A 23,621-nucleotide genomic window follows, 5' to 3' on the forward strand; every position below is an offset into this window, starting at 1 on the left:
CAGCGCGCTGGCCGTCGCGTAGCCCACCTGCAGCGCCGCGGCCTCCAGCGACAGCCCGGCGCGCAGCAGCCGCTCGGCGGCGTCCAGCCGGCGTGCGCGCACCCAGGCCGCGGGTGGCTGGCCGGTGAGCTCGGCGAAGCGGGCGTGGAAGCGCTGCGGGCTCAGGCAGCACAGGGCGGCCAGCCGCGGCGTGGACCAGTCGGCCGCCGGCGCCGCGGCGACCGCGGCCTCCAGTGCCGCCAGGTCCAGCCGCCGGCGCGCCAGCAGCGTGGGGGTTTCGCCCAGGGCGGCCAGGAGCGCGGGGACATCCAGCGCCTCGGCCGGCCGAGCCTTCCATGCCGGCGGCGGCGTGAAGCGGCGGATGCGCTGCAGCGCGCCGATACCGGCCGGGGCATCGACCACCAGCATGCGCACCGGTGCCTCGGCCAGGAAGGCGTGCGCCACGCCGGCCGGGACGATCAGCGCGCTGGCCGCATCGACGAAGGCGGCATGCCCGTCCAGCTCCAGCTGCAGGCAGCCCTGCAGCCCCACCAGCACCTGCGCATGTGCGTGCGCGTGCGCCGGGTACTCGCCCGCGTAGCGGCGCAGCGAGGCCTGGGGTTCGAGCAGCAGGGGGCGGGGGAGATGCATGGCGCGGGCGGGAGCGGTAGGCGGGCGGTGGAGCCCGGAGCTCGGCGCGGAGGGGATTGTCCGCCTCGGTTCTTAGGTGGCCAGCGGGACGGGGTGGCCAGTCTTACTGGTAGGTGGAAGAAGCCAGGACTCCTTTGCCGGACGAAGTACGTGTGGCAGCTTTTTTGCTTCGTCATCCCCGCGCAGGCGCAGTGCTGTCCGGGGAACGTTGGAGCGTTTATGCAGGACGAAGCACAGGCGGCTGCTCTTCTACTTCGTCATCCCCGCGCAGAGCCTGCCCCCGCGTAGGCGGGGGCGGGGCCCCAGGCGGCCCCACGCCAGAGCGAAGCACAGGTGCAGCGAACAAGGCACGAAAGCCACCTGTGCGCTGCCCACGCAGCCTGCGGCCGGCTTGGGGACCGCCTGGGTTCCCGCCTTCGCGCACTGGTGTCCGGGGAAATTTCCAGGCCGTGGCATCTCGTGAGCCGAGTTGCTTCGCCCCCTTGATTCGTCACTCCCGCGAAGGCGGGAGTCCAGGCGGCCCACAAGCCGCCGCCAGCAGATCGGGTTGAACGCCGCGGCTTAAGTCCTGGTTCGCTGCGCCCAGGCTTCGTGCCGACGTGGGGCCGCCTGGATTCCCGCCTTCGCGGGAATGACGAAGTAGCGGGGTGGACGCCCGTACTTCGTCCTGCGCAAACGCTTCGACTTTCCCCGGACAGCACTGCGCCTTCGCGGGAATGACGAAGTAAAGGGTGAGCCGGACCAGCTTCGGCCGCTGCCCAACAAGCTTCCCCGCACGGCGATAGACCAGCCGCAGCAGCCGTCAAAAGCCCTCCCCCGCCCCGGCGACAATCCAGCCTGTATGCCTACACAGTCCCCCGATGAGCCGCTCTACACCGTCGCCGTGCGCGCGCTGTGCGAGTTCGGGCTGCGCCGCGGCGACCTGGACCAGCGCCTGAGCGGCGGCCCCACGGCGCAGGAGGGCATCGAGGGCCATGCACTGGTGGCTTCGCGCCGCGGCCCGGGCTACCGACGCGAGCTGCCGCTGCAGGCCGACGTGGGCGACCTGCGCGTTCGTGGCCGCGCCGACGGCTACGACCCCGCGCTGCACCGGCTGGAGGAAGTGAAGACCTACCGCGGCCGGCTCGAACGCCAACCGCCCGGCGTGTGCGCGCTGCACTGGGCGCAGCTCATGGTCTATGGCGCGCTGCTGTGCCGCGAGCAGGGCTGCGCCGATGTGGAGCTGGCGCTGGTCTACCTGGAGCTGGGCAGCCGGCAGGAAACCGTCCTCACCCGCCGCTGCACGGCCGAGGCGCTGGAAGCCGAGCTGCGATCGGCCTGCGCCGCCTTCGAGCACTGGGCGCGGCAGGAAGCGGCCCACCGTGCCACACGTGACGCGGCACTGCGGGCGCTGGCCTTCCCGCATGCCGCCTTCCGCCCCGGACAGCGCCAGCTCGCCGAGGCCGTGTACCGTGCCGCGCGCGACGGCCGCTGCCTGCTGGCGCAGGCGCCCACGGGCATCGGCAAGACGGTGGGCACGCTGTTCCCGCTGCTCAAGGCGCTGCCGGTCCAGGGCATCGACCGCGTGTGCTTCCTCACCGCCAAGACCTCCGGCCGCGCCCTGGCGCTGGAGGCGCTCAGGACATTGCGCGAGACGCAGCCGCCGCCGGCACCCGCCCCGGTGTTCCCGCTGCGCGTGCTGGAGCTGGTGGCGCGCGAGAAGAGCTGCGAACACCCGGACAAGGCCTGCCATGGCGGCTCCTGCCCTTTGGCGGCGGGCTTCTTCGACCGGCTGCCCGCGGCGCGGCTGGAGGCGCTGTCGCTGCCGTCCTGGGAGCGCGAGCCGCTGCGCGCGCTGGCGGCCCGCCATGGCCTGTGCCCCTACTACCTGGGACTGGAGCTGGCGCCCTGGTCCGACGTGTTCGTCGGCGACTACAACCACTGGTTCGACACCACCGCGCTGCTGCACGGCCTGAGCGCCGCCCAGGGCTGGAAGACCGCGCTGCTGGTGGACGAGGCGCACAACCTGGTCGAGCGCGCACGGCGCATGTACTCCGCCGAGCTGGACCCGGCCACCTGGCGCGCGCTGCAGCGCGGCAGCGGCGGCGAGCTCAAGCGCGCGCTGCAGCGGCTGCAGCGGCGCTGGCGCGAGGCGGTGCGGCTGCCGGCGTCCGCCGAAGCCGAGACCGACGCCGAAGCGGCTCCCGGGGACGACAGCCCCCTGCCACAGGCGCAGCCGGCCCAGGGCTCGCTGGCGCTGGCCGGAGATGGCGACGCGGGCGAAACCGCGGCGTCGCCTGCCCAGGCCGCCGCCCCCACCGCCCGGCCCCGTGCGCCGCGCCCATCCGCGCCGCCTTACCGCGTGCTGCAGGAGATGCCCGCGCCCTTCGTGGAAGCGCTGCAGCTGGCGGCCTCGGCGGTGCTGGAGCACCTGGCGGAGGACCCCGGCAAGCCCGACCCGGCGCTGCTGGACTTCGCCTTCGACGCCCTGCACTTCGCCCGGCTGGCGGCGGATTTCGGGCCGCATGCGCTGCTGGATCTGCACACCGAGGGCCGGCACGAGCGGCTGTGCCTGCGCAACGTGGTGCCCGCGCCGCACCTGCAGCCGCGGCTGGCGGCGGCCCACAGCGTCACGCTCTTCTCGGCCACGCTGCAGCCGCCGCACCACCACCTGCAGCTGCTGGGGCTGCCCGAGGACACGGCGCGGCTCGAAGTGGCCGCGCCCTTCGCCGCGCAACAGTTGCGCGTGCACGTGGCGCGGCGGCTGTCCACGCGCTGGCAGCACCGCGAGGCCTCGGTGGAGCAGATCGTGCGGCGCATGGCCGCGCAGTACGACGACCGGCCGGGGCACTACCTGGCCTTCTTCAGCAGCTACGGCTATTTGCAGCAGGTGGCGCAGCGCTTCGAGGCCGAGCGGCCCGACATCCCGGCCTGGCGCCAGTCGCGCGGCATGAGCGAGGAGGCGCAGGCTGCCTTCATCGAGCGCTTCGTGCCGGGCGGGCGCGGCATCGGCTTCGCGGTGCTGGGCGGCGCCTTCGGCGAGGGCATCGACCTGCCCGGCGAGCGGCTCATCGGCGCCTTCATCGCCACGCTGGGACTGCCGCAGGTCAACCCGGTCAACGAGCAGTTCCGGGCGCTGCTGCAGCGGCGCTTCGGCGCGGGCTTCGAGCATGCGTACCTGTATCCCGGGCTGCAGAAAGTGGTGCAGGCCGCCGGCCGCGTGATCCGCGGCCCCGAGGACCGTGGCGTGCTGCACCTGCTCGACGACCGCTTCGGGCGCCCGGACGTGCGCGCCCTGCTGCCGGCGTGGTGGGCCATCGGCGAATGACGGGCCCGGCGCGCCCGATGCAACTCGCTTGAAAAATTGCTCTTGAAGCCGCGCGAGGCTGCCCTATCTGGGACTCATCCCGGCCCGCAGGGCGCCAACGCAAGGGCGCCACGGGGCCGACTGACGCAGGAGGACAAAGCAATGTTTGGATCCCTTTTGAGCTTCCCCGGTGGCCTGTTCGGCGACTTCGAGCGCCTGCGCCGCGAGCTTGACGACGTGTTCGGCCCCGTGGGCCAGCCGTCGAGCATCCGTTCGGTTGCGCCCGGCACCTTCCCGGCCATCAACGTCGGCCGCACGCCCACCAGCGTGGAGATCTATGCCTTCGCACCCGGCCTGGACCCGGCCAAGCTCGAGGTCAACCTCGACCGTGGCGTGCTGACCATCGCCGGCGAGCGCGCGTCGTCGCTGCCGCAGAGCGAGGAAGGGAGCAAGCAGCCGCGCGTGTACAGCCGTGAGCGCATGAGCGGCCGCTTCATGCGCGCCATCAGCCTGCCCGACGACATCGACCCGACCAAGGTGCAGGCCCGCTACCGCGACGGCGTGCTCAACGTGAGCGTCGCGCGCCGCGCCGAGGCTCAGCCGCAGCGCATCCAGGTCCAGTGACCACGCAACCAACGTAACCAACGCAACCAGTTCACGGGAGACATCGCCATGAGTGACACCCGCGACATCCAGACCCAGACCCAGAACGAGGGCAACGTGCAACAGCAACCGCAACAACAGAGCCCCCGCCGCGTGGCGGCCCAGGACGATCGCGCCATGGTGCCGCGCGTGGACGTGCTGGAGGACGAGTCCGGCATCACGCTGCTGGCCGACCTGCCCGGCGTGCCGCGCGAGCAACTGGAGCTCAAGGTCGAGGGCGACACGCTGCTGATCGAAGGCACCGTCGCCGCGCCCACGCCCGAGCAGCTGGAGGCCCTGTACGCCGAGGTGCGCCTGCCGCGCTACCGCCGCGCCTTCACGCTCAGCCGCGAGCTCGACACCGGTGCCATCCAGGCGCAGCTGCGCGACGGCGTGCTGAATCTGCGCATCCCGAAGCAGGCCCACGCCCAGCCGCGGCGCATCGAGGTACAGGTCGGCTGACGACAAGTCCCTCCTCCCCGGGCACAGATGCACACCACCCGCCCGGGTTGACGCCCGCCGCCGCGACCGGTTCGCGGCGGCGGGCTTTTTTCTTCACGCCATGCGGGGCACGAACCTTGCCTCGTCGCGGCCATGAAGCTGCGACCTGCAATTGGCCGCTGGGTGGCGCGCGCCGACCGGCTCAACGACTGGCGCCGCACCCGGCTGCACCACGCGCGGCCCCGGCATCCGCTGGAGATCGTCCCGTACCTGGGCTTTGGAACGCCCCAGCGGCTGCAGCTGGGCGGACGGGTGCTGCGGCTGGTGGAGCACCGCGCCCCGCAGGCGGACGACCTGGCTTGGCGCAACCTGGTCGCCATCTACAGGCGCATGGCCTCCGACGAGGTGGCGCGTGCCCGGGTGCGGGCCTCGCTGGGAGGGCTCACGGTGGAGACGCGGGCGGACGACGAGGGGCACTTCCAGCTCGCCATCGACACCGGCACGCCGCTGGAGCCGGGCTGGCACGCCGTCGCGCTGGAGCTGCTGGCGCCGCTGGCCCCCGGCGCGGCGCCGGCGACGGCCTGCGCCCGCGTGCTGGTGCCGCCGCCCGCGGCGCGCTTCGGCGTGATCAGCGACCTGGACGACACGGTGCTGTGGTCCGACGTGCGCAACCGGCTGCGCATGCTGGCGCTGCTGCTGCGCTCCAACGCCTACACCCGCAAGCCTTTCGAAGGCGTCTCGGCGCTGTACCGGGCGCTGCACCGCGGCGCCGCCGGTGGCGAGGGCAACCCGGTGTTCTACGTCTCCAGCAGCCCGTGGAACCTGTACACGCCGCTGACGGACTTCCTGCGCCTGCAGGGCCTGCCCGAGGGGCCGCTGATGCTCAAGGACTTCGGCGACCACATGCTGTTCGAGCCGCTGGACCATGCGCGGCACAAGCTGCGCTGCATCGAGCAGATCTTCGGCACCTATCCCGGGCTGCGCTTCGTGCTCATCGGCGACAGCGGCGAGCACGACCCGGAGATCTACGCCGAGGTGGTGCGGGCGCATCCGCAGCGGGTGCTGGCGGTGTACATCCGCAGCGTCGATCCCAACCCCGCCCGCCACGCCGCCGTTGCCCAGCTCGCCGAGGGCGTGCGCCGCGCCCGCGTGCCGATGCTGCTGGTGCCGGACAGCCTGGCGGTAGCCCGCCACGCGGCGGACGCCGGCTGGATCGCGCCGCAGGCGGTGGAGTCGGTGCGGGCCGACCAGCGCGAGGAGGAAACCGCGCCACGGGTTTCAGCGGATGCCGGGGCCGAGGACGGGCGGCAGCCCCCTCCGGCCCAGGCCGCTACTTGAGCCAAGCTTGCAGCCTCCTCAAGCCCCCGGCTCCGCATCCAGCTTGCGCTCCAACCAGGCAGTACCCAGGGCTTTCAACTTTTCCCAGTGCGCGTCGTTGAGGCAGATGGTGCGCGGCCGGGTTCGCTTGTCCACGGCCGGCTCGGGCGGGCGGCCGGGCCGGTCGCGCCGCAGCTCCAGGCCGCTGGGGTCGATCGCCAGGAGGCGCGCGGCCTCGCGCAACGCATCGCCCATCACGGCGTGGTCGTCCTCCATGCGCCAAGGTTGGGAGGTCAAGCGCCCCAGTTGCCTGCGCGCCTCCGCTTTCAGCGCCTCCGCCTCCTGTGCCGTGATGCCGGCGGAGTAGTTCAACAGCTGCAGCGGCATGGCCGCGATGGCGGCCTGGTGTGCCTCGGTGCTCTCCGAGGCTGTCTGTGCAAAGTCGGTCGCCATGGGTGTCTCCCTGGAAGCTGAAAACCGGCCGGCATGCCCGGTGACGGCAGGACGGTGGCAATCACCATACCAATGGCTTCACCGTGTTCTCCACGGGCTACCGTGAAAGTACCGATCGGGCTGATGCCGGTAGGGCTGCCCACGCGGCGAGAGGCCACGCAGACGTTCCGCACAGTCGCCCTGCAACACCTCAGGCGGCAGCCGCATGAGTTGTGTCAACTCGCAGTCATTTTGTAAATTTATAATTCAAGAGATTCATATGCATATATGCATATGTTTTCTTCCCAATCGGCATCGCCCGCCGATGCCGTCCTTTGTTGACCGGAAGCTGCGGCGGAGCCTGCCGACACCGCTGTGTCATGCCCTCCCCCGGTGCGCGCACGGCCCCTCTTTTCCTCAAGGAGATCCCATGAACTTCCTCGCAGTGCTCGACGAGATCGTTGCCGGCACGCTGGAGCCCCTGGCGCCGCGCACCGACGCCGAGGGCCGCTTTCCGCGCGAAGTCATCACCGCGCTGGGCCAGGCCGGCCTGCTCGGCCTCGTTTCGGCGGCCGAGGTGGGCGGCCAGGGCCTGGGGCTGCGTGAAGCCAGCGCGGTGGTGTCGCGCATCGCGCAGACCTGCCCCTCCACGGCCATGGTGGTGTGCATGCACTACTGCGCCACGGCGGTGCTGGAGAAGTTCGCGTCCGAGGCGGTGCGCCGGGACGTGGCGCAGGGCCGCCATCTCTCCACGCTGGCCTTCTCCGAGGCCGAGTCGCGCAGCCACTTCTGGGCGCCGGTGAGCAGCGCGCGCGCCGATGGCGCCGAGGTCGTGCTGGACGCGCGCAAGAGCTGGGTCACCTCCGCCTACGAGGCCGACAGCTACGTCTGGTCGAGCAGGCCGATGGCCGCCGAAGGGGCCAGCACGCTGTGGCTGGTGGATGCCAAGCTGCCCGGCCTGAGCCAGCCCGGCCACTTCGACGGCCTGGGCCTGCGCGGCAACGCCTCCACCCCCATCACCGCGCAGGGCGTGCGTGTCGCCGCCGATGCCCGCCTGGGCGAGGACGGCCAGGGCTTCGACATCATGATGGGCGTCGTGCTGCCGTGGTTCGCGACCCTGAACGCGTCCTGCTCCACCGGCCTGATGGAGGGCGCGATCCGCCGCGCTGCGGCGCACGTGGGCGCCACGCGCCACCAGCACCTGGGCAGCTCGCTGGCCGACTTGCCCACCATCCGCGCCTACCTGGCACGGGCGCGCGTGCGCGCGGACTCGGTCCAGGCCCTGGTGGACAGCACCATCAGCGCCGTGGGCGCCGGCTCGCCCGACGCGATGCTGCGCGTGCTGGAGGTCAAGGTCGCCGCGGCCGAAGCCGCGCTGGAAGTGACCGACGTGGCCATGCGCGTGTGCGGCGGCGCCGCGTTCCGCAAGGAAGCCGGCATCGAACGCCTGTTCCGCGACGCGCGCGCGGCCAGCGTGATGGCACCCACCTCGGACGTGCTCTACGACTTCATCGGCAAGGCCGTCACCGGCCTGCCGCTCTTCTGATCGGGGAACCCCCAATGACTCAACCTACCCTCGTGATGGGCGCCGTGGCTTACGCGCCCAAGGTCGTGACCATCTGGGAAGGCTTCAAGGACTGGTTCGCCCGCCAGGGCCTGGCCTTCGACTACGTGCTCTATTCGAACTACGAGGCCCAGGTGCAGGCCCAGTTCGACGGCACGCTGCACCTGGCCTGGAACTCGCCGCTGGCCTGGGTGCGCGCCGAGCGCATCGCCCGCAGCCGCGGCCTGGCCGTCAAGGCACTGGCCATGCGCGACACCGACTGCGACCTGCGCTCGCTGATCGTGGTGCGCGCCGACAGCCCGCTGCAGGACCTGGCCGACCTGCGCGGCCGCACGCTGGGCGTGGGCGCGATCGATTCGCCGCAGGCCACCTTGTTGCCTTTGCACCATCTGCGCCAAGCGGGCCTGGTGCCGGGCCGCGACCTCGCCGTGCGCCGCTTCGACGTGCTGGGCGGCAAGCATGGCGACCACATCGGCGGCGAGCGCGACGCCGCGCTGGCGCTGCTGGCGGGCGAGGTCGATGCCTGCTGCATGATCGCCGGCAACCACCTGGCCTTCGGCCTGGACGGCACGCTGCCCACCGGCGGCACGCGCGTGATCGCCAGCACCGAGCCCTTCGACCACTGCAACATGACCGCCAGCCCCGGCGCCCCCGAGGCCGACGTGACGCGCTTCACCGAGCTGCTGCTGGCCATGCGCTGGGACGACCCGCAGGTGCGCCCGCTGCTCGAACTGGAGGGATTGCGGCAGTGGCTGCCGGGCCGCACCAGCGGCTATGCCCGGCTGGACCGGGCCGTGGACGAGGAAGGTTTCTATGACGCCGACGGCAACATCCTGCGTGCGGACTATCGATATTGAGTCGCTGGGCCTGGACGAGGGCGCGCTGCTGCTGGTGCGGCAGGCCCTGTCCGGGCTGCCGGCCGGTGCCCGGCTGCTGGTGCGCGGCCGCGCGCCGCACTGGACGCTGCACCTGGAGGCCTGGTGCCGCCAACAGGGCCATGAGTTGAGCACGCACACACTGCCGGACGGCACGCTCGAAGCCGTGCTGACCCGCGGCGCCTGGGCCGAGGGACGCTGGCACGACGCGATGGCCACGGGCCGTTCGCAGCTGGCGAGCGGCGAGCTGCCCCTGGCCGAGGCCGATCCGGCCTGGGGCCTGGCCGCCCGCGGCGCCACCGTGGAGGCGGGCAGCCCGGCCTTCGGCTTCGGCCTGCGCGTACGCGACGAGATCTGGGCCGGCACCGCCGCCGAGATCTACCGCCAGGCCGCGGCCGGGCAGTGGGATCCGCAGACCGCCGTGGATTGGGACGCGCCCTTCGAGCTGCCGCCGCCCATCGAGGCCGCGGTGGTGCAGGTGATGACGTACCTGATCGAGAACGAGAACGCCGCGCTGGTGGTGCCGGCGCGGCACCTGGGGCAGGTGCATCCGCACTACCGCGAAGTGCAGCAGGTGCTGGCGCTGCAGTGCGCCGACGAGGCGCGGCATATCGAGGTCTTCACGCGGCGCATCGGCCTGCGCGGGCACCAGCCCATGCGCTCCACCGCCGGCGGGCAGGCCTCGCTGCTGACGCTGCTGCAGGCGCCGGACTTCTCCTGCACGGCGCTGCTGCTGTCGGTGCTGGGCGAAGGCACCTTCGTCAATTTGCTCAACTTCCTGCACGAGTACGCGCCCGATCCGGTTACGCGCCAGATCTGCCGCCTGGCGGCCCGCGACGAGGCGAGGCACGTCGCCTTCGGCATGGCGCACCTGGAGCACCGCATCGCCGTGGAGCCGGATGTACTGCCGCGGCTGCAGAACGCCGTGGAGCAGCGGCACGAGGCGCTGGCGCCCACCGCGGGCCTGAACGAGGAGGTGTTCGACGCCCTGGTGCTGCTGGCCGGCGGCGCGTTGACGCCGGAGGCCGTGCGCCGCGGCCATGCCGCCGTGCAGCAGCTCAAGCAGGAAATGGCCGCCGGTCGCAAGGCCCGGCTGCAGCGCCTGGGTTTCGATCCGGCCCTGGCTCAGCGCCTGGCGGACATGCACACGCGCAACTTCATGTGAACTACGGGCTGCTGCGGTCGCAGGCACTGCCCGCGGCCGCAGCAGCGCCCAGAGGTTGCCGCCCCGCCTCCGCGCTCACGCGGGCTCGGTAGTCCGCGGCGACGGCGCCTGTCGCGCACCGCCCTCTGGTTGCGCGCCGGGCCTGATCGCTTCATAGGCACGGCCGCTGGCCGTGCGGCGGGTGACGCCGTCCCTCTCCAGCCGGGCCAGGAAACGCTGCGCGAGCTCCGCGGATGCGTCGTCGGCGGCGCGCTGGATGGCACGGGCGTTGGGCTTGACGGCGCCACTGCGCACGCCTTCCGCCACGCGCTGGTAGAGATCTTCCTCCAGGTCCCGGGCCGCATCGACCTGGAACGGGGTGGCGCGTGCATTTGCATCCGCAACGCGCGCCACGCGGAACAGCACCCCGGAGACGGACATCATCGACAGGCCGACCAGCGCGATCAGCGCCGAGCGCACCACGGCGAAAAGCACGGTGCGCTCGTCGCCCAGCAGCGTGGTGAGCGTGGGCCGCTTCGAAGCCTGGAGCTGCGCCATTTCCGCGGCGAGCGGCACGATGCGCTCCTCGATGGCCATGGCCTCGCGCAGCGCAATGCCGCCGCGCTCGCGGCCAGGCCTTCGGCGTCTCGCGCACCCGCATCCGCCAGGTGCTCATCCGCCTGGCGCACGAGCAGATCGTCACGCTCGCGCCGCACCGCGGCGCATCGGTGGCCACGCCCGACGTGGACGAGGCGCGCGAAGTGTTCGAGGTGCGCCGCATGGTCGAGCCGTTGCTGGTGCAACGCTTCATGCAGCATGCCTCGGCCGGGCACCTGGGCGCGCTGGCGAGCTGCCTGGCGCAGGAGGAGGCCGCGCGCGCCGCGGGCGAGCGCCGGCGCGCCATCCGGCTCTCCGGTGAGTTCCACCTGCGCATCGCCGACGGCGCGGCGCACCGCACGCTGGGACGCGTGCTGCGCGAGCTGGTGTCGCGCACCTCGCTGGTGATCATGACCTACGGCAACGGCGAGGCGCCCACGGGCTGTGGCTGCGCCGACCACCGCACGCTGCTGGCGGCCATCCGGCTGCGCGACGAGAAGGCCGCCGCGGCGCTGATGACGCAGCACCTGCTGGAGATCGAGCAGCAGCTGCGCATCGAGCCGCCAGCCACGCAGGCACCGGACCTGGCGCGGATCTTCGGGACCACCACGGCATGAACGCGCTGGCAGCTCCGCGGCGCCTGCTGCTGCTCAACCCCAACACCTCCGTCTCCATGACCGCGCTGGTCGCCGGGCATGTGCGGGCCGAGCTGGGCGCGGGCGCCACCGTGGACGCCGTCACCGCGCGCCTGGGCGCGGCCTACATCGCCAGCGAGGCGGCCTGCGCCATCGCCGGCCATGCGGCGCTGGACGCCTGGGCCGCGTACCGCGCGCGGGGCACGCGTCCGGATGCGGTGCTGCTGGCCTGCTTCGGCGACCCGGGGCTGTTCGCGCTGCGCGAGCTGTGCGACTGCCCCGTCACCGGGCTGGCGGAAGCGGCCTTCCTGCAGGCGACGCGCCAGTCGGCACGCGGGCGCTTCGGCGTCGTCACCGGTGGCACGGCCTGGGGCCCGATGCTGGTGCGCCTGGCGCAAGGCCTGGGATTCGCCGGCGCGCTGGCCGGCGTGCATACCGTCGCGCCCAGCGGCGCGCAGCTCGCGGCCGACCCGGCCTCGGCGCTGCCGCTGCTGGCGCAGGCCTGCCGCGACGCGGCCCGCGCGCTGGACGTCGACTGCGTGATCCTGGGCGGTGCCGGCCTGGCCGGCCTGGCCGCGCGCATCCAGCACGAGGTGCCGGTACCGCTGATCGACAGCGTCAGCGCCGGCGCCCAGGAGGCGTTGCGACTGACGCAAGAAGCGGCGCCGGGCGCCCTGTCCGCGACGCCGTCCGGCGAGGGGCCGGCGTGGTGGGGCCTCTCGCCGGAGCTGGCCGGCTGGCTGACGGGGCGCTGAGCCCGGCGACCAATGGGACCCGCAGACTTGATGAGCAAAGTTGCTTACGCCTTCCGGGCAGCCGGCGACGGAACGCGGCAGCGTGGTCAGGTGAGGTCCTGGTCTACCGCCCCGGCCTAGTCACGGACCCGGCTTTTCCGTGACGCACTTCAACTTCTGCTTCGATTCATCGGGGTTTTCGAGAATATTCCCCCTGTTTATGGGTGCCGAAGCTCCCTCTATCGGTCACCAAGGCGGACCGGGGCAGTACCAGTGCCTCGGTGCCCGGTGCCCACCGTGATTCATCCCTGAACGGCCGGAGGAGAAGTGCCCATGGTGAACAAGCGTCCTCCCTTCTTTGCGGTCCTGGCGCTCGCTGCCGGGACGCTGTGCGGTGCGGGTCCGGCGCTGGCGCAAGGCAAGGCGCCGCGCAGCGAGGCGCCGCAGGTGCGCGTGCTGCACTGCACCGACGTCGTCTGCAGCACACCGGACGTGGGCGCGGCGCGCGGGCAACTGGCGCTGTCGGCCCACTACCCGCAACTGGCAGGCACGGTGCTGCGCGTGGTGGTGGTGGACGAGGAAAACAAGCAGGTTTCGCTCATCGACGTGCGCTCGGACGTGAATGCCAGCGGGGACTTCCGCGTCGAGCTGCCGGTGCACCTGCTGGGCCGCGGCACCTACGGCATCGGCGTGCTGGCCGGCTCGCGCTTCCTGGCCGACGGACGCATCCAGGTGATGGCCGCGGCGCGGCCCGCGCTGCCACGGACGCTGCAGGCCCGCGTCCCGGGCGCCAGCCGCGTGAGCGCGGCCGGCCCGGTGCCGCGCGGCTGAGGACAGGTCCGGGCCGGCACGGCGGCGGGAACGCACCCGGAGCGGCTCATTCCAGTTAGCGCTTGCCTGTGAAGTCATTCCGTCATGCCCGCGCAGGCGGGCATCCACGCGGCCCGGGATGCCGCTCGGAGTTCGTGGACACCCGCCTCCGCGGGTGTGACGGGATTCTTTAAGTCGGTGTCAAGAACTGGTATCAGAGCAGCCGCAGGTCCACGATCAGCGCGAAGGCCGGCGCGATGCGCAGCGGGCGGCCGTTGCCGTCCAGGTCCACGTGCCCGGCCAGGCCCACGCCGTGGCCCGAGACCTCCAGCCGGATCGCCAGCATCTGCAGCAGCGGCGCATCGGGCCCGCGCGGGCGCCAGGTGCCGTGCTCCAACGAAACGAACACCAGTTCGGTGCCCGGCTCCACCTGGGCCAGCGCCTCGCGCTGGAAGCGCTTGAAGCCGGTGAGCGGGTGGCCCGAGGGCTCCTCGTCGGCCACGGGCAGCACGCGCGCGTCCAGCGCCCGCTGGCGGTGCAGCGCCAGCCAGCGCCCGGCGTAGTGGCGCAGCCGCACGCCCGGGGCGCACAGCCGCGCGGCGTAGAGCGCGTACACCGCGCGCAAGCCTTCCGGGACCTCGGGAGGGCGGTCGATGCGATCGGATTCGGGATGCTGGTTCATGGCGCGTCGGCGTTGAGCCGTGACGGGGCTCACCGCATCAGACTGATGTCCAGGTTGAGCAACGCACAAGCCGCCAAAGAAGGTATCTCCCCCGCCTTGAAGCGGAACGGCAGCACCGCCGCGCCCACCGCAATGAGCGCCGGCACCGCGTCGAAGGGAGCGCCAAAACCCTGAGGCCACGGCCCGCCGGGGCCGTCCGTGGCGTCCGTCGCCAGGCAGCGTGTTCCCATCAGGGCGTGTACAGCACGAAGCGCGCGTCGCGCCGCGCGATGCGCCAGCCCTCGGCGGTGAGCGTGAACACGTCGTCGAACTCGCCCATCACCTGCCGCCGCGCCGGGCGGCCGGGGGCGCCCTCGGCGTCGCCAGTCTCGCCGCCCCACAGCAACACGTAGCTCAGGCCGCGCGCCTGCGTGGCCGAGTCCAACTCGATGACGCTGCCGGTGACGAGGTGGCGCGTGATGCGGTCGGCCGGCCGCGTGCGGTAGGAGGCGAGGATGGCCTCGCGCCCGCGCAGCGGCTCGCCACCGGGACGGGTGAGCACCGCATCCACTGCGAACAGCGCCGCGAACTCCTCGTGGCGGTGGCTGTCGGTGCAGTGCGCCGCGCGCACCACGAGGTCGCGGCAGGCCTGCTCGGCCAGCAGGCGCCCCAGGGCGGACATGGAGACGGCGGCCGCGCCGCATTCTTCAGGAGGGAGGGAGGACATGGATGGTTCACCAGAACTGCAGGCAATGCAGCGATTTGACCGCAGCGCCCATGCCCGTTCCGGCGCGGGGCCGTCACGGCCGCCGCCGGGATGGCCGCGGCCCCGCCGATGGCGGCTCAGCCCTTGCCGATGCGCGCCACCAGCGCCTGGGTGTACTCCCTGGTGCTGGCCTTGCCGCCGAGGTCGCCGGTGCGCACCTGGTCCACGTTGAGCGTGTCGTCGATGGCCTTGCGCAGCCGCGCGGCCTTGTCGCCGAGCTTGACGTGGTCGAGCATCTGCGCCGCGGCCAGCAGCAGCGCCGTGGGGTTGGCCAGGCCCTTGCCGGCGATGTCGGGGGCCGAACCGTGCACGGCCTCGAAGATGGCTGCGTCCGCACCGATGTTGGCGCCCGGTGCCATGCCCAGGCCGCCCACCAGCCCGGCCGTGAGGTCCGACAGGATGTCGCCGAAGAGGTTCGTGGTCACCAGCACGTCGAACTGCCAGGGGTTGAGCACCAGCTTCATGGCGCAGGCGTCCACGATGATGCTGTCCATCTCGATGCGCCCGGCGTAGCGCTCGGCGTGCATCTGCTGCGCCGTCTCCAGGAAGATGCCGGTGAGCGCCTTCATGATGTTGGCCTTGTGCACGACGGTGACCTTCTTGCGGCCCAGCGCGATGGCGTGCTCGAAGGCGTACTCCAGGATCTGGCGGCAGCCCTGGCGCGTGTTGATGCCCGTGGCCATGGCCACGGCATGCGGGTCGTCGTCGATCTGCACGTAGTGCTCGTGGCCGATGTAGAGGCCCTCCAGGTTCTCGCGCACGAGCAGCAGGTCGATGTTGTCGAAACGGCCGCCGGGGATGATGGTGCGTGCCGGGCGCACGTTGGCGAAGAGCCGGAACTCCTCGCGCAGCCGCACGTTGGAGGAGCGCCAGCCGCCGCCCGAAGGGGTCTCCAGCGGCCCCTTGAGCGCCAGCCGCGTGCGGCGGATGCTCTCCAGCGTGGCCTGGGGCAACGGGTCGCCCGCGGCCTTCACGCCGGCCGCGCCGGCCACCTGCGGATCCCATTCGAAGGGCGAGCCCAGTGCATCCAGCACGGCCACGGCGGATTCGACGATCTCGGGGCCGATGCCGTCCCCGGCGATCAGGGTGGCGGGAATGCGGGTGCTCATGGGGCTTGCTCCTTCCTTGGGGGTGTCTTGATCTGGATCTGCTTCTACTTGTCCGGAGGGTTGTCGATGGCGGCCGTCCAGGCCGCGATCTCCTCCTCGCTCATCGTACCGGCTGGACGCAGCCGGGCATCCCCGGCGCCGTGCTCCAGGTCGGGCAGATATTGCTCGCGCGACAGCAAGGTGCCCAGGCAACGACCGTTGGCCGGCGGCGGCGCCAGCATCTCGTCCTGCAGCTTGTGCAGCAGCCCGTGCATCACCCACGCCGGGATGCGGTCGCGCTCGTCGGGGTAGATGTAGCCGAACAGCACCAGGTGGCTCAGCAGCACGCGCCAGTGCTCGGCGGCGCGCTCCATCAGGTGCGGCCAGTCCAGCGTCGCGGCGCAGCCGCGCAGCACGTGCGCCACGTCGGCGCCGTCGTAGCGCTCGCGTTCCATGATGAAGGCCTTGGACCAGATCATGTCCTCGGCCGACATGGTGCGCACCTTGCGGCCCAGGATCGTGTCGCTGCCCGCGCGCTCGAACCAGCCCTCGTCCACCGCGTTGAGCCCGTTGGCCGAGGCGAAGATGAAGTCGATGAAGAAGGGCTCGTCGTAGACCTTGCCCAGCCAGTGCGGAAAGGTCAGCTCGGTGCGCAGCCCGCTGCCCGCGAGCACCTGGTCCAACCGCAGGAAGTCCTCGCGGCGGATGAACAGGTCCAGGTCCTTGGTCGGCCGCTCCACGCCGGTGAGCCCCGCCAGCGCGAAGGCGCCCCCCACCAGGAACGGCACCCCGGCGTCGTCCAGCGCCTGCAGCACCTGCAGGTAGAAGGGCTCGGCCTGCGGGTCGAGGGCGCTCGCACTGGCGGCCGGCGGCAACGGCGTCTTGGCGGTGGATGTCATGCCGCTCCCGGGCAAGGCCCATGCCTTGCTCCAGGGCGGCACCGGGGGCGCTGTCCGAGGCGCGGCCCCGCATCACCATGGGTCGAAGGAGGACCGGGATGACCATGCCCACCGAGCAGCTCCAAGCCACCGCAGCGCCTTTGCAGCCCCAGGAGCAGCAACATCCCCAGCCGGCCGCGGCGGGCGTGCTGCGCTTTGCCGCCGTGGGCGACCTGCACTGCACCAAGGAGTCGGCCGGGCGCTTGCGTCCGTTCTTCCACCAGGCGGCAGAGGCCGCAGACGTGCTGCTGCTGTGCGGCGACCTCACCGACTACGGCACCACCGAGGAGGCCAAGGTGCTGGCCGGCGAACTGGCGCAGGTGGCCATGGCCAAGCCGGTGGTGGCGGTGCTGGGCAACCATGACTTCGAAAGCGGCCAGCCCGAGACGGTGGCGCACATCCTCAAGGACGCGGGCGTGCGCATGCTCGACGGCGAGGCCGTGGAGGTGCTGGGCGTGGGCATCGCCGGCGCCAAGGGCTTCGCCGGCGGCTTCGGCCGCGGCGCGCTGGGCCCCTGGGGCGAGCAGGCCATCAAGAGCTTCGTCAACGAGGCGTTGCATGAGGCGCTGAAGTTGGAATCGGCGCTGGCCAAGCTGCGCACGCCGGACAAGATCGCGCTGCTGCACTACGCGCCCATCGCCGCCACCGTGCAGGGCGAGCCGCTGGAGATCTTTCCCTTCCTGGGCACGACGCGGCTGGAGGAGCCGCTGATCCGCTATCCCGTGAACGCCGTGTTCCACGGCCATGCCCACCGCGGCACGCCGGAAGGGCGCACCGTCAACGGCACGCCGGTGTTCAACGTCGCGATGCCGCTGCTGCGCCACGCCTACCCGCAACAGCCGCCCTTCAGGCTGCTGGAGCTGCCGCGCCCGGCGCAACAGGCCGGCTGAGGCCGTCAAGCCGCCAGCGCGGGCCGCGGCGGAAACAGCAGCGCCTGCGCCCGCGGCACCACCTGGCTCCACAGCGGACGCGGCCCCAGGCGCAGCGCCCGCAGCGCGTCGGCCAGCGCGCCCTGTCCCACGGCCAGCACCGCGCCGCCGGGGCCCGGATGCTCGTGCCAGCGCTCCTGGCGCAGGCGCAGCTCGCTGACCACCGGCACCCCGTCCAGCAGCGTGTGCGCCAGCAGCGACAGCTCGCGCGGCGGCCCGTGGCCCGCGGCGGCGCGGCAGCACAGGTCCAGCGCCGGCGCCTCGGTGCCCTCGTGCAGCGCGCAGCGCAGCCAGCCGGCGGCTTCGGAGCAGCGCACATCGGCCACCCACTTCGGGAAGCCCGCCACCCGCACCCCGCCCTCGCGCGCGCGCTCGGTGGTCACGGGCATCTGCCAGATGAAGGCTTCGAAGCGCGCGCACAGCAGGGCGCGCAGCGCCCGCAGCCGCGGCAGCGGGCCGCGGCCCACCGGCAGCACCAGCGCCAGCTCGTCGTAGGCGCCCAGGTCGCCTTCGAAGTAGCGCACGGCCACGACACCCAGCAGGCAGCGCCCCGGGCGCCAGACCAGCGGCTGCAGCAGCGCCGCCGAGGCCGCGGGCAGCAGCGCGCGGGCGGCGTCGGCATCGGCGCTGAACACGGCCGCCATGGCGGCCAGCGACGCCAGGCGCAGCGGCACGGGCTGGCCGCCCAGCGCCGTGCTGGGGTGGCGAGCCGCGCTGTCGAGGAAAGCCATGGTGGTCGCGCCAGCAGCGGCCGTGCCGGGCCTGGGAACACCGGTTGCCATCGCGACGACCGCGGCCTTCGCTGGAAGGCCCGCCCTGTCCTGCCCTTTCCTCCTGCCCGATGCCAAGTCTTCCATCGTCCCCGCGCAGGCCGGCACCGGCCACCGCCACCGGCCCGTCCCGGTCGAAAAAGAACTCCCCGCTGGAAGCCTGCTCTTGGACGCCGCTTACGACGCCGATGTGTTGATCGCCGGCGCCGGCGTGGCGGGCCTGTCCTGCGGCGCGGCGCTGGCCGAGGCCGGGCTGAGGGTGTGGGTGCTGGAGCGCGATGCCCTGCCTGGCGGGCGCGCGGCGAGCTGGCCCGACCTCGTGACCGGCGACGTGGTGGACATCGGTCCGCACGTGCTGACCAGCGAGCACCGCAACTTCCGCGCGCTGCTGCGCCGCCTGGGCACCGAGGGCGACGTTTACTGGCAGCGCCAGCCGCTGATCACGCTGCTGGACGCCGGGCGGCGCATCGCCATCCCCGGCTCCCGGCTGCCGCCGCCGCTGCACGGTTTGCCGGCGCTGCCCAAGGCGCTGCGCTGCATCAGCGTGCGCGACCTGCTGTCCAACCTGCCCGTGGTCTGGCACGCGGCGCGGCTGGACGAGGACGCCACGCTGGCGCTGGACGGCATCGACGCCATGCGCCACCTGCGCCAGCTCGGCGCCAGCGAGCGCAGCATCGAGTGGTTCTGGACCTCCGCCGCCATGGCGCTGCTCAACGTGCCGCTGCAGCAGTGCTCGGCCGCGGCGCTGATGCGCGTGTACCGGGTGATGCAGGGGCGCAGCGGCTACTGCTTCGGCTTCCCGCGCGTGCCGCTGGCCTCGCTGTACGTGCCGGGCTGCCGCGCGCGCATCGAGGCCGCGGGCGGGCGCGTGCTGTTGCGCACGCCGGTGGCGCGCGTGCGCGTGGAAGCCGGGCGCTTCCGCGCCTTCGAGCTGGAGGACGGCTGCGTGCTGCGCGCGCCCGCGGCCGTGCTGGCACTGCCGCCGCAGGCCTACCGCCACGACGTCCTGAACGTGCCCTGGCCCGCGCTGTCGCACGCGGCGCACCGCTTCGACCCCGCGCCCTACGTCAGCGTGTACCTGTGGCTGGACCGCCCGATCACGCGCGAGCGCTTCTGGGCTCGGGCCTGGGCCACGCGCGACCTGCACACCGACTTCTACGTGCTCTCCAACTTCCGCCGCCAGACCCACGGCACGCTGCTGGCGTGCAACTCCATCCACGTGCGCCTGGCCTGGGACTGGAGCGACGAGGAAATCGTGCAGCGCACGCTGCAGGAGGTAGCGGACTTCGCCCCCGTGGCGGCACAAGCCCGGCTGCTGCACGCGCGCGTGCACCGCATCCCCATGGCCGTGCCCTGCCCCACGCCGGGCACCGAGCGCGCCCGGCTGCCGGCCGCCACGCCCTTTGCCGGGCTGTGGCTGGCGGGTGACTGGACGCGCACCGCGCTGCCGAGCTCGATGGAAAGCGCCGCGCGCTCCGGCGCCCTGGCAGCCGAGGCCGCCGCGGCCAGCCTCGGCAAGACGCTGCGGCTGGCGCTACCCGTTCCAGACACCACCGGCCTGATGGGAGTGCTGCGCCGCCTGCCTGTGCCCCCCGGGAATCAACCGGGCTTGACATGAAACAAGTTTCGCGCTTCATGTAAAAACAAGTAATGTTTCTGTGGTCTTTAGCCGACGATTGATACAGTCGCCCCCCCTCTGATTACGGGTTGACAACCCGGGAAACTCCGCAGAATTCGGTTCGGCATGAAGAAGATTGGGTGGGTGATCGTGGGAATGGCGTTGAGCGCAGGCACGCAGGCCGCGACGCTCAGCTACGACTTCACATCCGACCAAGCGCTCACCGACTTCACGTTCGACGGCCGGCTGGGCCTGTTCGACAGCGCTTTGGGCACGCTCACGGGCGTGACGCTGGAGGTGTACGGCGAGTTCACCACCGCGCTGGCCATCGGCAACACCAGCACCAACGCGAGGGGAACGGTGCGGGCCCTGTACGACTTCTCCATGCTCTTCAGCAGCTCGCTGGCGCCTCTGAACGAGTTGCTTACCGAGACCCAGATGGAGTGGCAAAAGGACACGGGCAAGCAGCAGTTGGAGCCGTCCCAGACCATGAGCTGGGCAGACACCGAGAGCCACGCCGGCTTCATCGATGTCAGCAGCCTGCTGTCGAGCTTCGCGGTGGCTGGCGGAGGTGACTTCGACCTGAGCTGTACCTCGAATACGTCCACCATGGTGGCGATGGGCGGCAACGGCTGGTTCAGCCAGACCACCCTGGGCGCCTGCTCCGCCACGGTCACCTACACCTACGACGAGGCCCCGCTGTACACGCTGCCCATCGAGGGCGGCTTCAGCGGCGGGCCGATGCCTGTGCCGGAGCCGCCGTCGCTGGCGGTGCTGGGGCTGGGACTGGCCTACATGGCCGCCCGCGGGCGGGCGCGCAAGGCCGGCGCGGCCTGAGCCCGGTTTTTCCACCGCGATTTCCCATGACATCACGCCCGCGGAGCGTTGCTCCGCGGGCGTGATGGCCGGCCGGTGTCTTCAGGCCAGCGGCTCCAGCAGCATCAGGCCCGAGGCCGTGTTGGAGATGGGGATGTGGTAGTTGCGGTGCAGCGCCTGCACCTTCTCGCCCAGCGCGGCGCGGGTGGCCAGCCACATCAGCAGCTCCACGCCCTGCGTGCCGGTGTGCTCGACCAGCTCGCGCGTCGTGAACTGGGTGGCCCACTGCGGGTCATCGACCATGCTGTCCATGAAGCGCAGGTCGAACTCCTTGTTGATGAAGCCCGCGCGTTCGCCGTCGAGCTGGTGCGACAGGCCGCCGGTGCCCAGGACCAGCACGCGGTCGTCGGTGTCCCACTGCGCCACGGCGCGGCCGATGGCCTCGCCCAGCTTCCAGCAGCGCCTGGCGCTGGGCAGCGGGTCCTGCACGGTGTTGATGCACACCGGGATCACGCGCACCGGCCACTTCTGATCCGGCCACAGCAACGCCATGGGCAGCGTGAAGGCGTGGTCCACCTTCATCTCCTGGCAGGTGGTGAGGTCGAACTCCTGCTCCACCAGCGATTCGATCAGCTGCCACGACAGCGCCGCGTCGCCCCGGAAGGCGGGGAGCGTCGGAATGCCCCAGCCCTCGTCGGCGTTGCGGTACTCGGACGCGGCGCCGACGGCGAAGGTCGGCATCTTGTCCAGGAAGAAGTTCAGGCCGTGGTCGTTGTAGAGCAGCACCACGACATCGGGCCGGGCCTCGGCCAGCCACTGGTGGATGGGCCGATAGCCGTCGAAGAAGGGCTTCCAGTACGGGTCCTGCTGCAGGCCCTTGGCGATGGCGCGGCCGATGGCCGGGACGTGCGAGGTGGTGATGCCACCAATGATCTTTGCCATGTGAGGTCTTTCGGGGTCGGTGGCGGTTCAGCGGGCGGCGTCCAGCAGCTTCTGCTGGAACTGCGCGCGGGTCATGCCCGTCTGCTGCGCGCCGATGTCCTGCATGTCCAGGCCCAGGATGCCGGCGAACTTGGCCAGGTAGTAGGCGTTGCCGCCCGCGGCGATGAGCTGCAGCACGTTGCGGTTGCGGATGGCCTCGCGCTGCACCGGCGTCAGGCCGTACTGCGCGCAGTAGGCGTCCTCGTCGGCGACGAAGGCCTCGCGGTTGGCTGCGTCGTTGAACGAGTAGCACATCTTGTTGAGGGCGTAGCCCTTCATGGCCTGCTCGCCGTCGAAGATGACGGTGCCGGGAATGGGTTTCTTCGGTGCTCTCATGGGCCCTGTCTCCGAAAAGCCGATGGACTTGCTGCAGATCAAGCGCTGTCCTCGCGCTTGCCCTGGCCAGCAGTGTGGTCTCAGCCATCATTCGGAAAAAGCCGGGCTGACTCATTGAACTCATGAGCCGTTTCGATCATTTGGACTTGGACGGCCACCTGCTGGCGTTGCTGTTGGCCGTCTACGAGGAGGGCTCCGTCACGCGCGCGGCGCAGCGCCTGGGCGTGACGCAGTCGGCCGTGAGCCATCTGCTGGACAAGCTGCGCGGCATCGTGGGCGACCCGCTGTTCGTGCGCAGCGGCCGCGGCATCGTGCCCACCGCGCGCGCGGAGGCGCTGGCCAACCGGGCCCGGCTGCTGCTGGAGGATTTGCGCGGCTTCACCACGCTGGGCGGCTTCGACCCGGCCCGGCTGGACCTGACGGTGACCATCGCCGCCAACGATCTACAGCGCGACCTGCTGCTGCCCGCGCTGCTGCGCCGGCTGCGGGCGCAGGCGCCGAAGCTGAAGCTGCGGGTCATCGGCTCCGGCGTGCCCACGGCGGAGATGCTGCGCGAGGGGCGGTGCCAGCTGGTGATCACGCCGCGCCCGCCCGATGCGGCGGACGTGGTGCAGAAGCGGCTGTTCCAAGACCGCTACGCCGTGTTCTACGACCCGCGCGTGCGCGCGGCGCCGGCCGGCATGGAGGAGTACCTGGCGGCCGAGCACGTGACGGTGGTGTACGAGCCGCGCCGTGCGCTGGACTTCGACCGCTGGTACGCCGAGCAGGCCTGCGCGCCGCGGCGCGTCGTGGCCAGCGTGTCCAGCTTCGCGGCGGTGTCGGCCTTCGTGCAGGGCAGCGCGCTGCTGGCGACGCTGCCCTCGCTGCTGCGCGTGCACCAGTTGCGCGACTTGGCCCTGGCCCCGCTGCCGCTGGACTGCCCGGCCATGCCGATGTACCTGGTCTGGCATTTGAAACACCAGGCGGAGCCGATGCATGCGTGGCTGCGGCAGGAGGTGGAGGCACTGGTGCCGGCAGTGCTGTCCGGCACCACGGCAGCGATGCCGCCGGAAGACGGGCGGGTCAGGGCCGCTGCGCCTTGGCCAGCAGCGGATACGGATTCACCGCCGTCCCCTTCCACCACTGCCGCTCGGGGCCGAGCCTGAAAAGGGCGAAGTGCAGGTGTGGCGCGTCGGGGTTGGCGTTGCCGGTGCTGCCGACGAAGCCGATGAGCTGGCCACGCTGGAGCGCCATGCCCTCGCGCAGCCCGTCCGCGTAGCGGTCCAGGTGCGCGTAGTAGTAGGCGTAGCGCCCGCTCGGGTCGAACTGGTAGATCGTCAGCCCGCCGGGCACGCTGGTGAACAGCTTCACCAGCCGCCCCTCGTCCACCGCGAGCACCGGCGTGCCGCGCGGCGCCATGATGTCCAGCGCCTCGTGCGGGCGCGCGCCGGCGTCGCGGCCTTCGTTGAAGGTGTCGCGCAGTTCGGCTGGCGCCATGCCCTGCACCGGCATCAGCAGCCGGCGCTCGGCGAGCACGGCGAGATCGGCCTGCACCGCCTGCGCCTCGGCCTCGGTGCCCTGCGTGGCCGCGGCGACGGCCAGGCGCGGCGCCGGCCGCGGGCCGGCGGGCAG

Annotated in this window: 25 protein-coding genes; 14 read left to right on the top strand and 11 right to left on the bottom strand. The window is 72.0% G+C overall.

The window, feature by feature from the left end:
* On the bottom strand, window positions 1-630 hold a 630-nt coding region (locus Q0741_RS06410; protein ID WP_298232368.1), incomplete at its 3' end, for a helix-turn-helix domain-containing protein.
* A gap of 841 nt (window positions 631-1,471) precedes the next feature.
* Between Q0741_RS06410 and Q0741_RS06415 the strand changes: the two genes are divergently transcribed.
* From Q0741_RS06415 to Q0741_RS06430, 4 genes are all read left to right on the top strand, one after another.
* The gene (locus Q0741_RS06415) at window positions 1,472-3,937 is read left to right on the top strand and encodes an ATP-dependent DNA helicase (protein ID WP_298232369.1); all 2,466 of its coding nucleotides are present in this window, start codon (window positions 1,472-1,474) and stop codon (window positions 3,935-3,937) included.
* Window positions 3,938-4,078: 141 nt separating this feature from the next.
* The gene (locus Q0741_RS06420) at window positions 4,079-4,540 is read left to right on the top strand and encodes an Hsp20/alpha crystallin family protein (RefSeq protein ID WP_298232370.1); all 462 of its coding nucleotides are present in this window, start codon (window positions 4,079-4,081) and stop codon (window positions 4,538-4,540) included.
* A gap of 156 nt (window positions 4,541-4,696) precedes the next feature.
* Window positions 4,697-5,020, top strand: a complete 324-nt coding sequence (locus tag Q0741_RS06425) for an Hsp20/alpha crystallin family protein (protein WP_298232391.1) — start codon at window positions 4,697-4,699, stop codon at window positions 5,018-5,020.
* Window positions 5,021-5,152: 132 nt separating this feature from the next.
* Window positions 5,153-6,337, top strand: a complete 1,185-nt coding sequence (locus tag Q0741_RS06430) for an App1 family protein (protein ID WP_298232371.1) — start codon at window positions 5,153-5,155, stop codon at window positions 6,335-6,337.
* 18 nt (window positions 6,338-6,355) lie between these two features.
* Here Q0741_RS06430 and Q0741_RS06435 read toward each other — a convergent pair whose 3' ends face one another.
* Window positions 6,356-6,769, bottom strand: a complete 414-nt coding sequence (locus Q0741_RS06435) for a hypothetical protein (RefSeq protein ID WP_298232372.1) — start codon at window positions 6,767-6,769, stop codon at window positions 6,356-6,358.
* 409 nt (window positions 6,770-7,178) lie between these two features.
* On the opposite strand from Q0741_RS06435, the gene Q0741_RS06440 reads away from it, so the two are divergent.
* The 3 genes from Q0741_RS06440 to Q0741_RS06450 are packed head-to-tail and all read left to right on the top strand — an operon-like array spanning window position 7,179 to window position 10,352.
* A complete protein-coding gene (locus tag Q0741_RS06440; RefSeq protein WP_298232373.1) occupies window positions 7,179-8,294 on the top strand; it encodes an acyl-CoA dehydrogenase family protein in 1,116 nt (371 codons plus the stop codon).
* A gap of 14 nt (window positions 8,295-8,308) precedes the next feature.
* Entirely contained in the window at window positions 8,309-9,169 is an 861-nt protein-coding gene (locus Q0741_RS06445) for a phosphate/phosphite/phosphonate ABC transporter substrate-binding protein (RefSeq protein WP_298232374.1), read from the top strand.
* The gene (locus Q0741_RS06450; RefSeq protein ID WP_298232375.1) at window positions 9,150-10,352 is read left to right on the top strand and encodes a ferritin-like domain-containing protein; all 1,203 of its coding nucleotides are present in this window, start codon (window positions 9,150-9,152) and stop codon (window positions 10,350-10,352) included. The genes Q0741_RS06445 and Q0741_RS06450 overlap by 20 nt, the downstream gene beginning before the upstream one ends.
* A 75-nt stretch (window positions 10,353-10,427) precedes the next feature.
* On the opposite strand, the gene Q0741_RS06455 is transcribed toward Q0741_RS06450, so the two are convergent.
* Window positions 10,428-10,928, bottom strand: a complete 501-nt coding sequence (locus Q0741_RS06455; protein WP_298232376.1) for a hypothetical protein — start codon at window positions 10,926-10,928, stop codon at window positions 10,428-10,430.
* A 71-nt stretch (window positions 10,929-10,999) separates the two neighbouring features.
* On the opposite strand from Q0741_RS06455, the gene Q0741_RS06460 reads away from it, so the two are divergent.
* The 3 genes from Q0741_RS06460 to Q0741_RS06470 all read left to right on the top strand — a co-directional run bounded on the left by Q0741_RS06460 (window position 11,000) and on the right by Q0741_RS06470 (window position 13,128).
* Window positions 11,000-11,545 (top strand): GntR family transcriptional regulator, encoded by a 546-nt coding sequence (locus tag Q0741_RS06460; protein WP_367184076.1) that lies wholly within the window; start codon window positions 11,000-11,002, stop codon window positions 11,543-11,545.
* A complete protein-coding gene (locus Q0741_RS06465) occupies window positions 11,542-12,318 on the top strand; it encodes an aspartate/glutamate racemase family protein (RefSeq protein ID WP_298232377.1) in 777 nt (258 codons plus the stop codon). The genes Q0741_RS06460 and Q0741_RS06465 overlap by 4 nt, the downstream gene beginning before the upstream one ends.
* A gap of 312 nt (window positions 12,319-12,630) precedes the next feature.
* Window positions 12,631-13,128, top strand: coding sequence for a hypothetical protein (locus Q0741_RS06470; RefSeq protein WP_298232378.1), 498 nt, complete (start codon window positions 12,631-12,633; stop codon window positions 13,126-13,128).
* 193 nt (window positions 13,129-13,321) lie between these two features.
* On the opposite strand, the gene Q0741_RS06475 is transcribed toward Q0741_RS06470, so the two are convergent.
* The 4 genes from Q0741_RS06475 to Q0741_RS06490 all read right to left on the bottom strand — a co-directional run bounded on the left by Q0741_RS06475 (window position 13,322) and on the right by Q0741_RS06490 (window position 16,521).
* Window positions 13,322-13,789, bottom strand: a complete 468-nt coding sequence (locus Q0741_RS06475) for a hypothetical protein (protein WP_298232379.1) — start codon at window positions 13,787-13,789, stop codon at window positions 13,322-13,324.
* A gap of 229 nt (window positions 13,790-14,018) precedes the next feature.
* Entirely contained in the window at window positions 14,019-14,495 is a 477-nt protein-coding gene (locus tag Q0741_RS06480) for a nuclear transport factor 2 family protein (RefSeq protein WP_298232380.1), read from the bottom strand.
* 116 nt (window positions 14,496-14,611) lie between these two features.
* Window positions 14,612-15,643, bottom strand: a complete 1,032-nt coding sequence (locus Q0741_RS06485) for an isocitrate/isopropylmalate family dehydrogenase (protein WP_298232381.1) — start codon at window positions 15,641-15,643, stop codon at window positions 14,612-14,614.
* Between the two features lie 44 nt (window positions 15,644-15,687).
* Window positions 15,688-16,521: a nucleotidyltransferase gene (locus Q0741_RS06490; RefSeq protein WP_298232382.1), complete on the bottom strand. Its 834-nt coding sequence runs from the start codon at window positions 16,519-16,521 to the stop codon at window positions 15,688-15,690.
* Window positions 16,522-16,619: 98 nt separating this feature from the next.
* Here Q0741_RS06490 and Q0741_RS06495 point away from each other — a divergent pair, with 98 nt between their 5' ends.
* The gene (locus Q0741_RS06495; protein WP_298232383.1) at window positions 16,620-17,450 is read left to right on the top strand and encodes a metallophosphoesterase; all 831 of its coding nucleotides are present in this window, start codon (window positions 16,620-16,622) and stop codon (window positions 17,448-17,450) included.
* A 5-nt stretch (window positions 17,451-17,455) separates the two neighbouring features.
* On the opposite strand, the gene Q0741_RS06500 is transcribed toward Q0741_RS06495, so the two are convergent.
* On the bottom strand, window positions 17,456-18,220 hold the full coding sequence (locus Q0741_RS06500; RefSeq protein ID WP_298232384.1) for an acetoacetate decarboxylase family protein: 765 nt from the start codon (window positions 18,218-18,220) through the stop codon (window positions 17,456-17,458).
* A gap of 205 nt (window positions 18,221-18,425) precedes the next feature.
* Here Q0741_RS06500 and Q0741_RS06505 point away from each other — a divergent pair, with 205 nt between their 5' ends.
* Together Q0741_RS06505 and Q0741_RS06510 are read left to right on the top strand one after the other, a co-directional pair.
* Window positions 18,426-19,877, top strand: coding sequence for an FAD-dependent oxidoreductase (locus Q0741_RS06505; RefSeq protein WP_298232385.1), 1,452 nt, complete (start codon window positions 18,426-18,428; stop codon window positions 19,875-19,877).
* A gap of 126 nt (window positions 19,878-20,003) precedes the next feature.
* A complete protein-coding gene (locus Q0741_RS06510; RefSeq protein WP_298232386.1) occupies window positions 20,004-20,714 on the top strand; it encodes a choice-of-anchor E domain-containing protein in 711 nt (236 codons plus the stop codon).
* An 81-nt stretch (window positions 20,715-20,795) separates the two neighbouring features.
* On the opposite strand, the gene Q0741_RS06515 is transcribed toward Q0741_RS06510, so the two are convergent.
* Window positions 20,796-21,635, bottom strand: a complete 840-nt coding sequence (locus Q0741_RS06515; RefSeq protein WP_298232387.1) for a class III extradiol dioxygenase family protein — start codon at window positions 21,633-21,635, stop codon at window positions 20,796-20,798.
* A 27-nt stretch (window positions 21,636-21,662) separates the two neighbouring features.
* A complete protein-coding gene (locus Q0741_RS06520) occupies window positions 21,663-22,010 on the bottom strand; it encodes a protocatechuate 4,5-dioxygenase subunit alpha (RefSeq protein WP_298232388.1) in 348 nt (115 codons plus the stop codon).
* A gap of 122 nt (window positions 22,011-22,132) precedes the next feature.
* Between Q0741_RS06520 and Q0741_RS06525 the strand changes: the two genes are divergently transcribed.
* On the top strand, window positions 22,133-23,155 hold the full coding sequence (locus Q0741_RS06525; RefSeq protein ID WP_298232389.1) for a LysR family transcriptional regulator: 1,023 nt from the start codon (window positions 22,133-22,135) through the stop codon (window positions 23,153-23,155).
* Here Q0741_RS06525 and Q0741_RS06530 read toward each other — a convergent pair.
* Window positions 23,073-23,621 (bottom strand): M23 family metallopeptidase, encoded by a 549-nt coding sequence (locus Q0741_RS06530; protein WP_298232390.1) that lies wholly within the window; start codon window positions 23,619-23,621, stop codon window positions 23,073-23,075. The genes Q0741_RS06525 and Q0741_RS06530 overlap by 83 nt on opposite strands.

The organism is uncultured Azohydromonas sp., from assembly GCF_937926365.1.
In the GTDB taxonomy this organism is placed as follows: Bacteria; Pseudomonadota; Gammaproteobacteria; order Burkholderiales; family Burkholderiaceae_C; genus Azohydromonas.

Excerpts from the sequence above, each read along its gene's own strand:
- Q0741_RS06415 (WP_298232369.1), top strand. The coding sequence starts at position 1,472 with ATGCCTACACAGTCCCCCGATGAGCCGCTCTACACCGTCGCCGTGCGC.
- Q0741_RS06420 (WP_298232370.1), top strand. The coding sequence starts at position 4,079 with ATGTTTGGATCCCTTTTGAGCTTCCCCGGTGGCCTGTTCGGCGACTTC.
- Q0741_RS06425 (WP_298232391.1), top strand. The coding sequence starts at position 4,697 with ATGGTGCCGCGCGTGGACGTGCTGGAGGACGAGTCCGGCATCACGCTG.
- Q0741_RS06430 (WP_298232371.1), top strand. The coding sequence starts at position 5,153 with ATGAAGCTGCGACCTGCAATTGGCCGCTGGGTGGCGCGCGCCGACCGG.
- Q0741_RS06435 (WP_298232372.1), bottom strand. The coding sequence starts at position 6,769 with ATGGCGACCGACTTTGCACAGACAGCCTCGGAGAGCACCGAGGCACAC.
- Q0741_RS06440 (WP_298232373.1), top strand. The coding sequence starts at position 7,179 with ATGAACTTCCTCGCAGTGCTCGACGAGATCGTTGCCGGCACGCTGGAG.
- Q0741_RS06445 (WP_298232374.1), top strand. The coding sequence starts at position 8,309 with ATGACTCAACCTACCCTCGTGATGGGCGCCGTGGCTTACGCGCCCAAG.
- Q0741_RS06455 (WP_298232376.1), bottom strand. The coding sequence starts at position 10,928 with ATGGCCATCGAGGAGCGCATCGTGCCGCTCGCCGCGGAAATGGCGCAG.
- Q0741_RS06465 (WP_298232377.1), top strand. The coding sequence starts at position 11,542 with ATGAACGCGCTGGCAGCTCCGCGGCGCCTGCTGCTGCTCAACCCCAAC.
- Q0741_RS06470 (WP_298232378.1), top strand. The coding sequence starts at position 12,631 with ATGGTGAACAAGCGTCCTCCCTTCTTTGCGGTCCTGGCGCTCGCTGCC.
- Q0741_RS06475 (WP_298232379.1), bottom strand. The coding sequence starts at position 13,789 with ATGAACCAGCATCCCGAATCCGATCGCATCGACCGCCCTCCCGAGGTC.
- Q0741_RS06480 (WP_298232380.1), bottom strand. The coding sequence starts at position 14,495 with ATGTCCTCCCTCCCTCCTGAAGAATGCGGCGCGGCCGCCGTCTCCATG.
- Q0741_RS06485 (WP_298232381.1), bottom strand. The coding sequence starts at position 15,643 with ATGAGCACCCGCATTCCCGCCACCCTGATCGCCGGGGACGGCATCGGC.
- Q0741_RS06490 (WP_298232382.1), bottom strand. The coding sequence starts at position 16,521 with ATGACATCCACCGCCAAGACGCCGTTGCCGCCGGCCGCCAGTGCGAGC.
- Q0741_RS06495 (WP_298232383.1), top strand. The coding sequence starts at position 16,620 with ATGACCATGCCCACCGAGCAGCTCCAAGCCACCGCAGCGCCTTTGCAG.
- Q0741_RS06500 (WP_298232384.1), bottom strand. The coding sequence starts at position 18,220 with ATGGCTTTCCTCGACAGCGCGGCTCGCCACCCCAGCACGGCGCTGGGC.
- Q0741_RS06510 (WP_298232386.1), top strand. The coding sequence starts at position 20,004 with ATGAAGAAGATTGGGTGGGTGATCGTGGGAATGGCGTTGAGCGCAGGC.
- Q0741_RS06515 (WP_298232387.1), bottom strand. The coding sequence starts at position 21,635 with ATGGCAAAGATCATTGGTGGCATCACCACCTCGCACGTCCCGGCCATC.
- Q0741_RS06520 (WP_298232388.1), bottom strand. The coding sequence starts at position 22,010 with ATGAGAGCACCGAAGAAACCCATTCCCGGCACCGTCATCTTCGACGGC.
- Q0741_RS06525 (WP_298232389.1), top strand. The coding sequence starts at position 22,133 with ATGAGCCGTTTCGATCATTTGGACTTGGACGGCCACCTGCTGGCGTTG.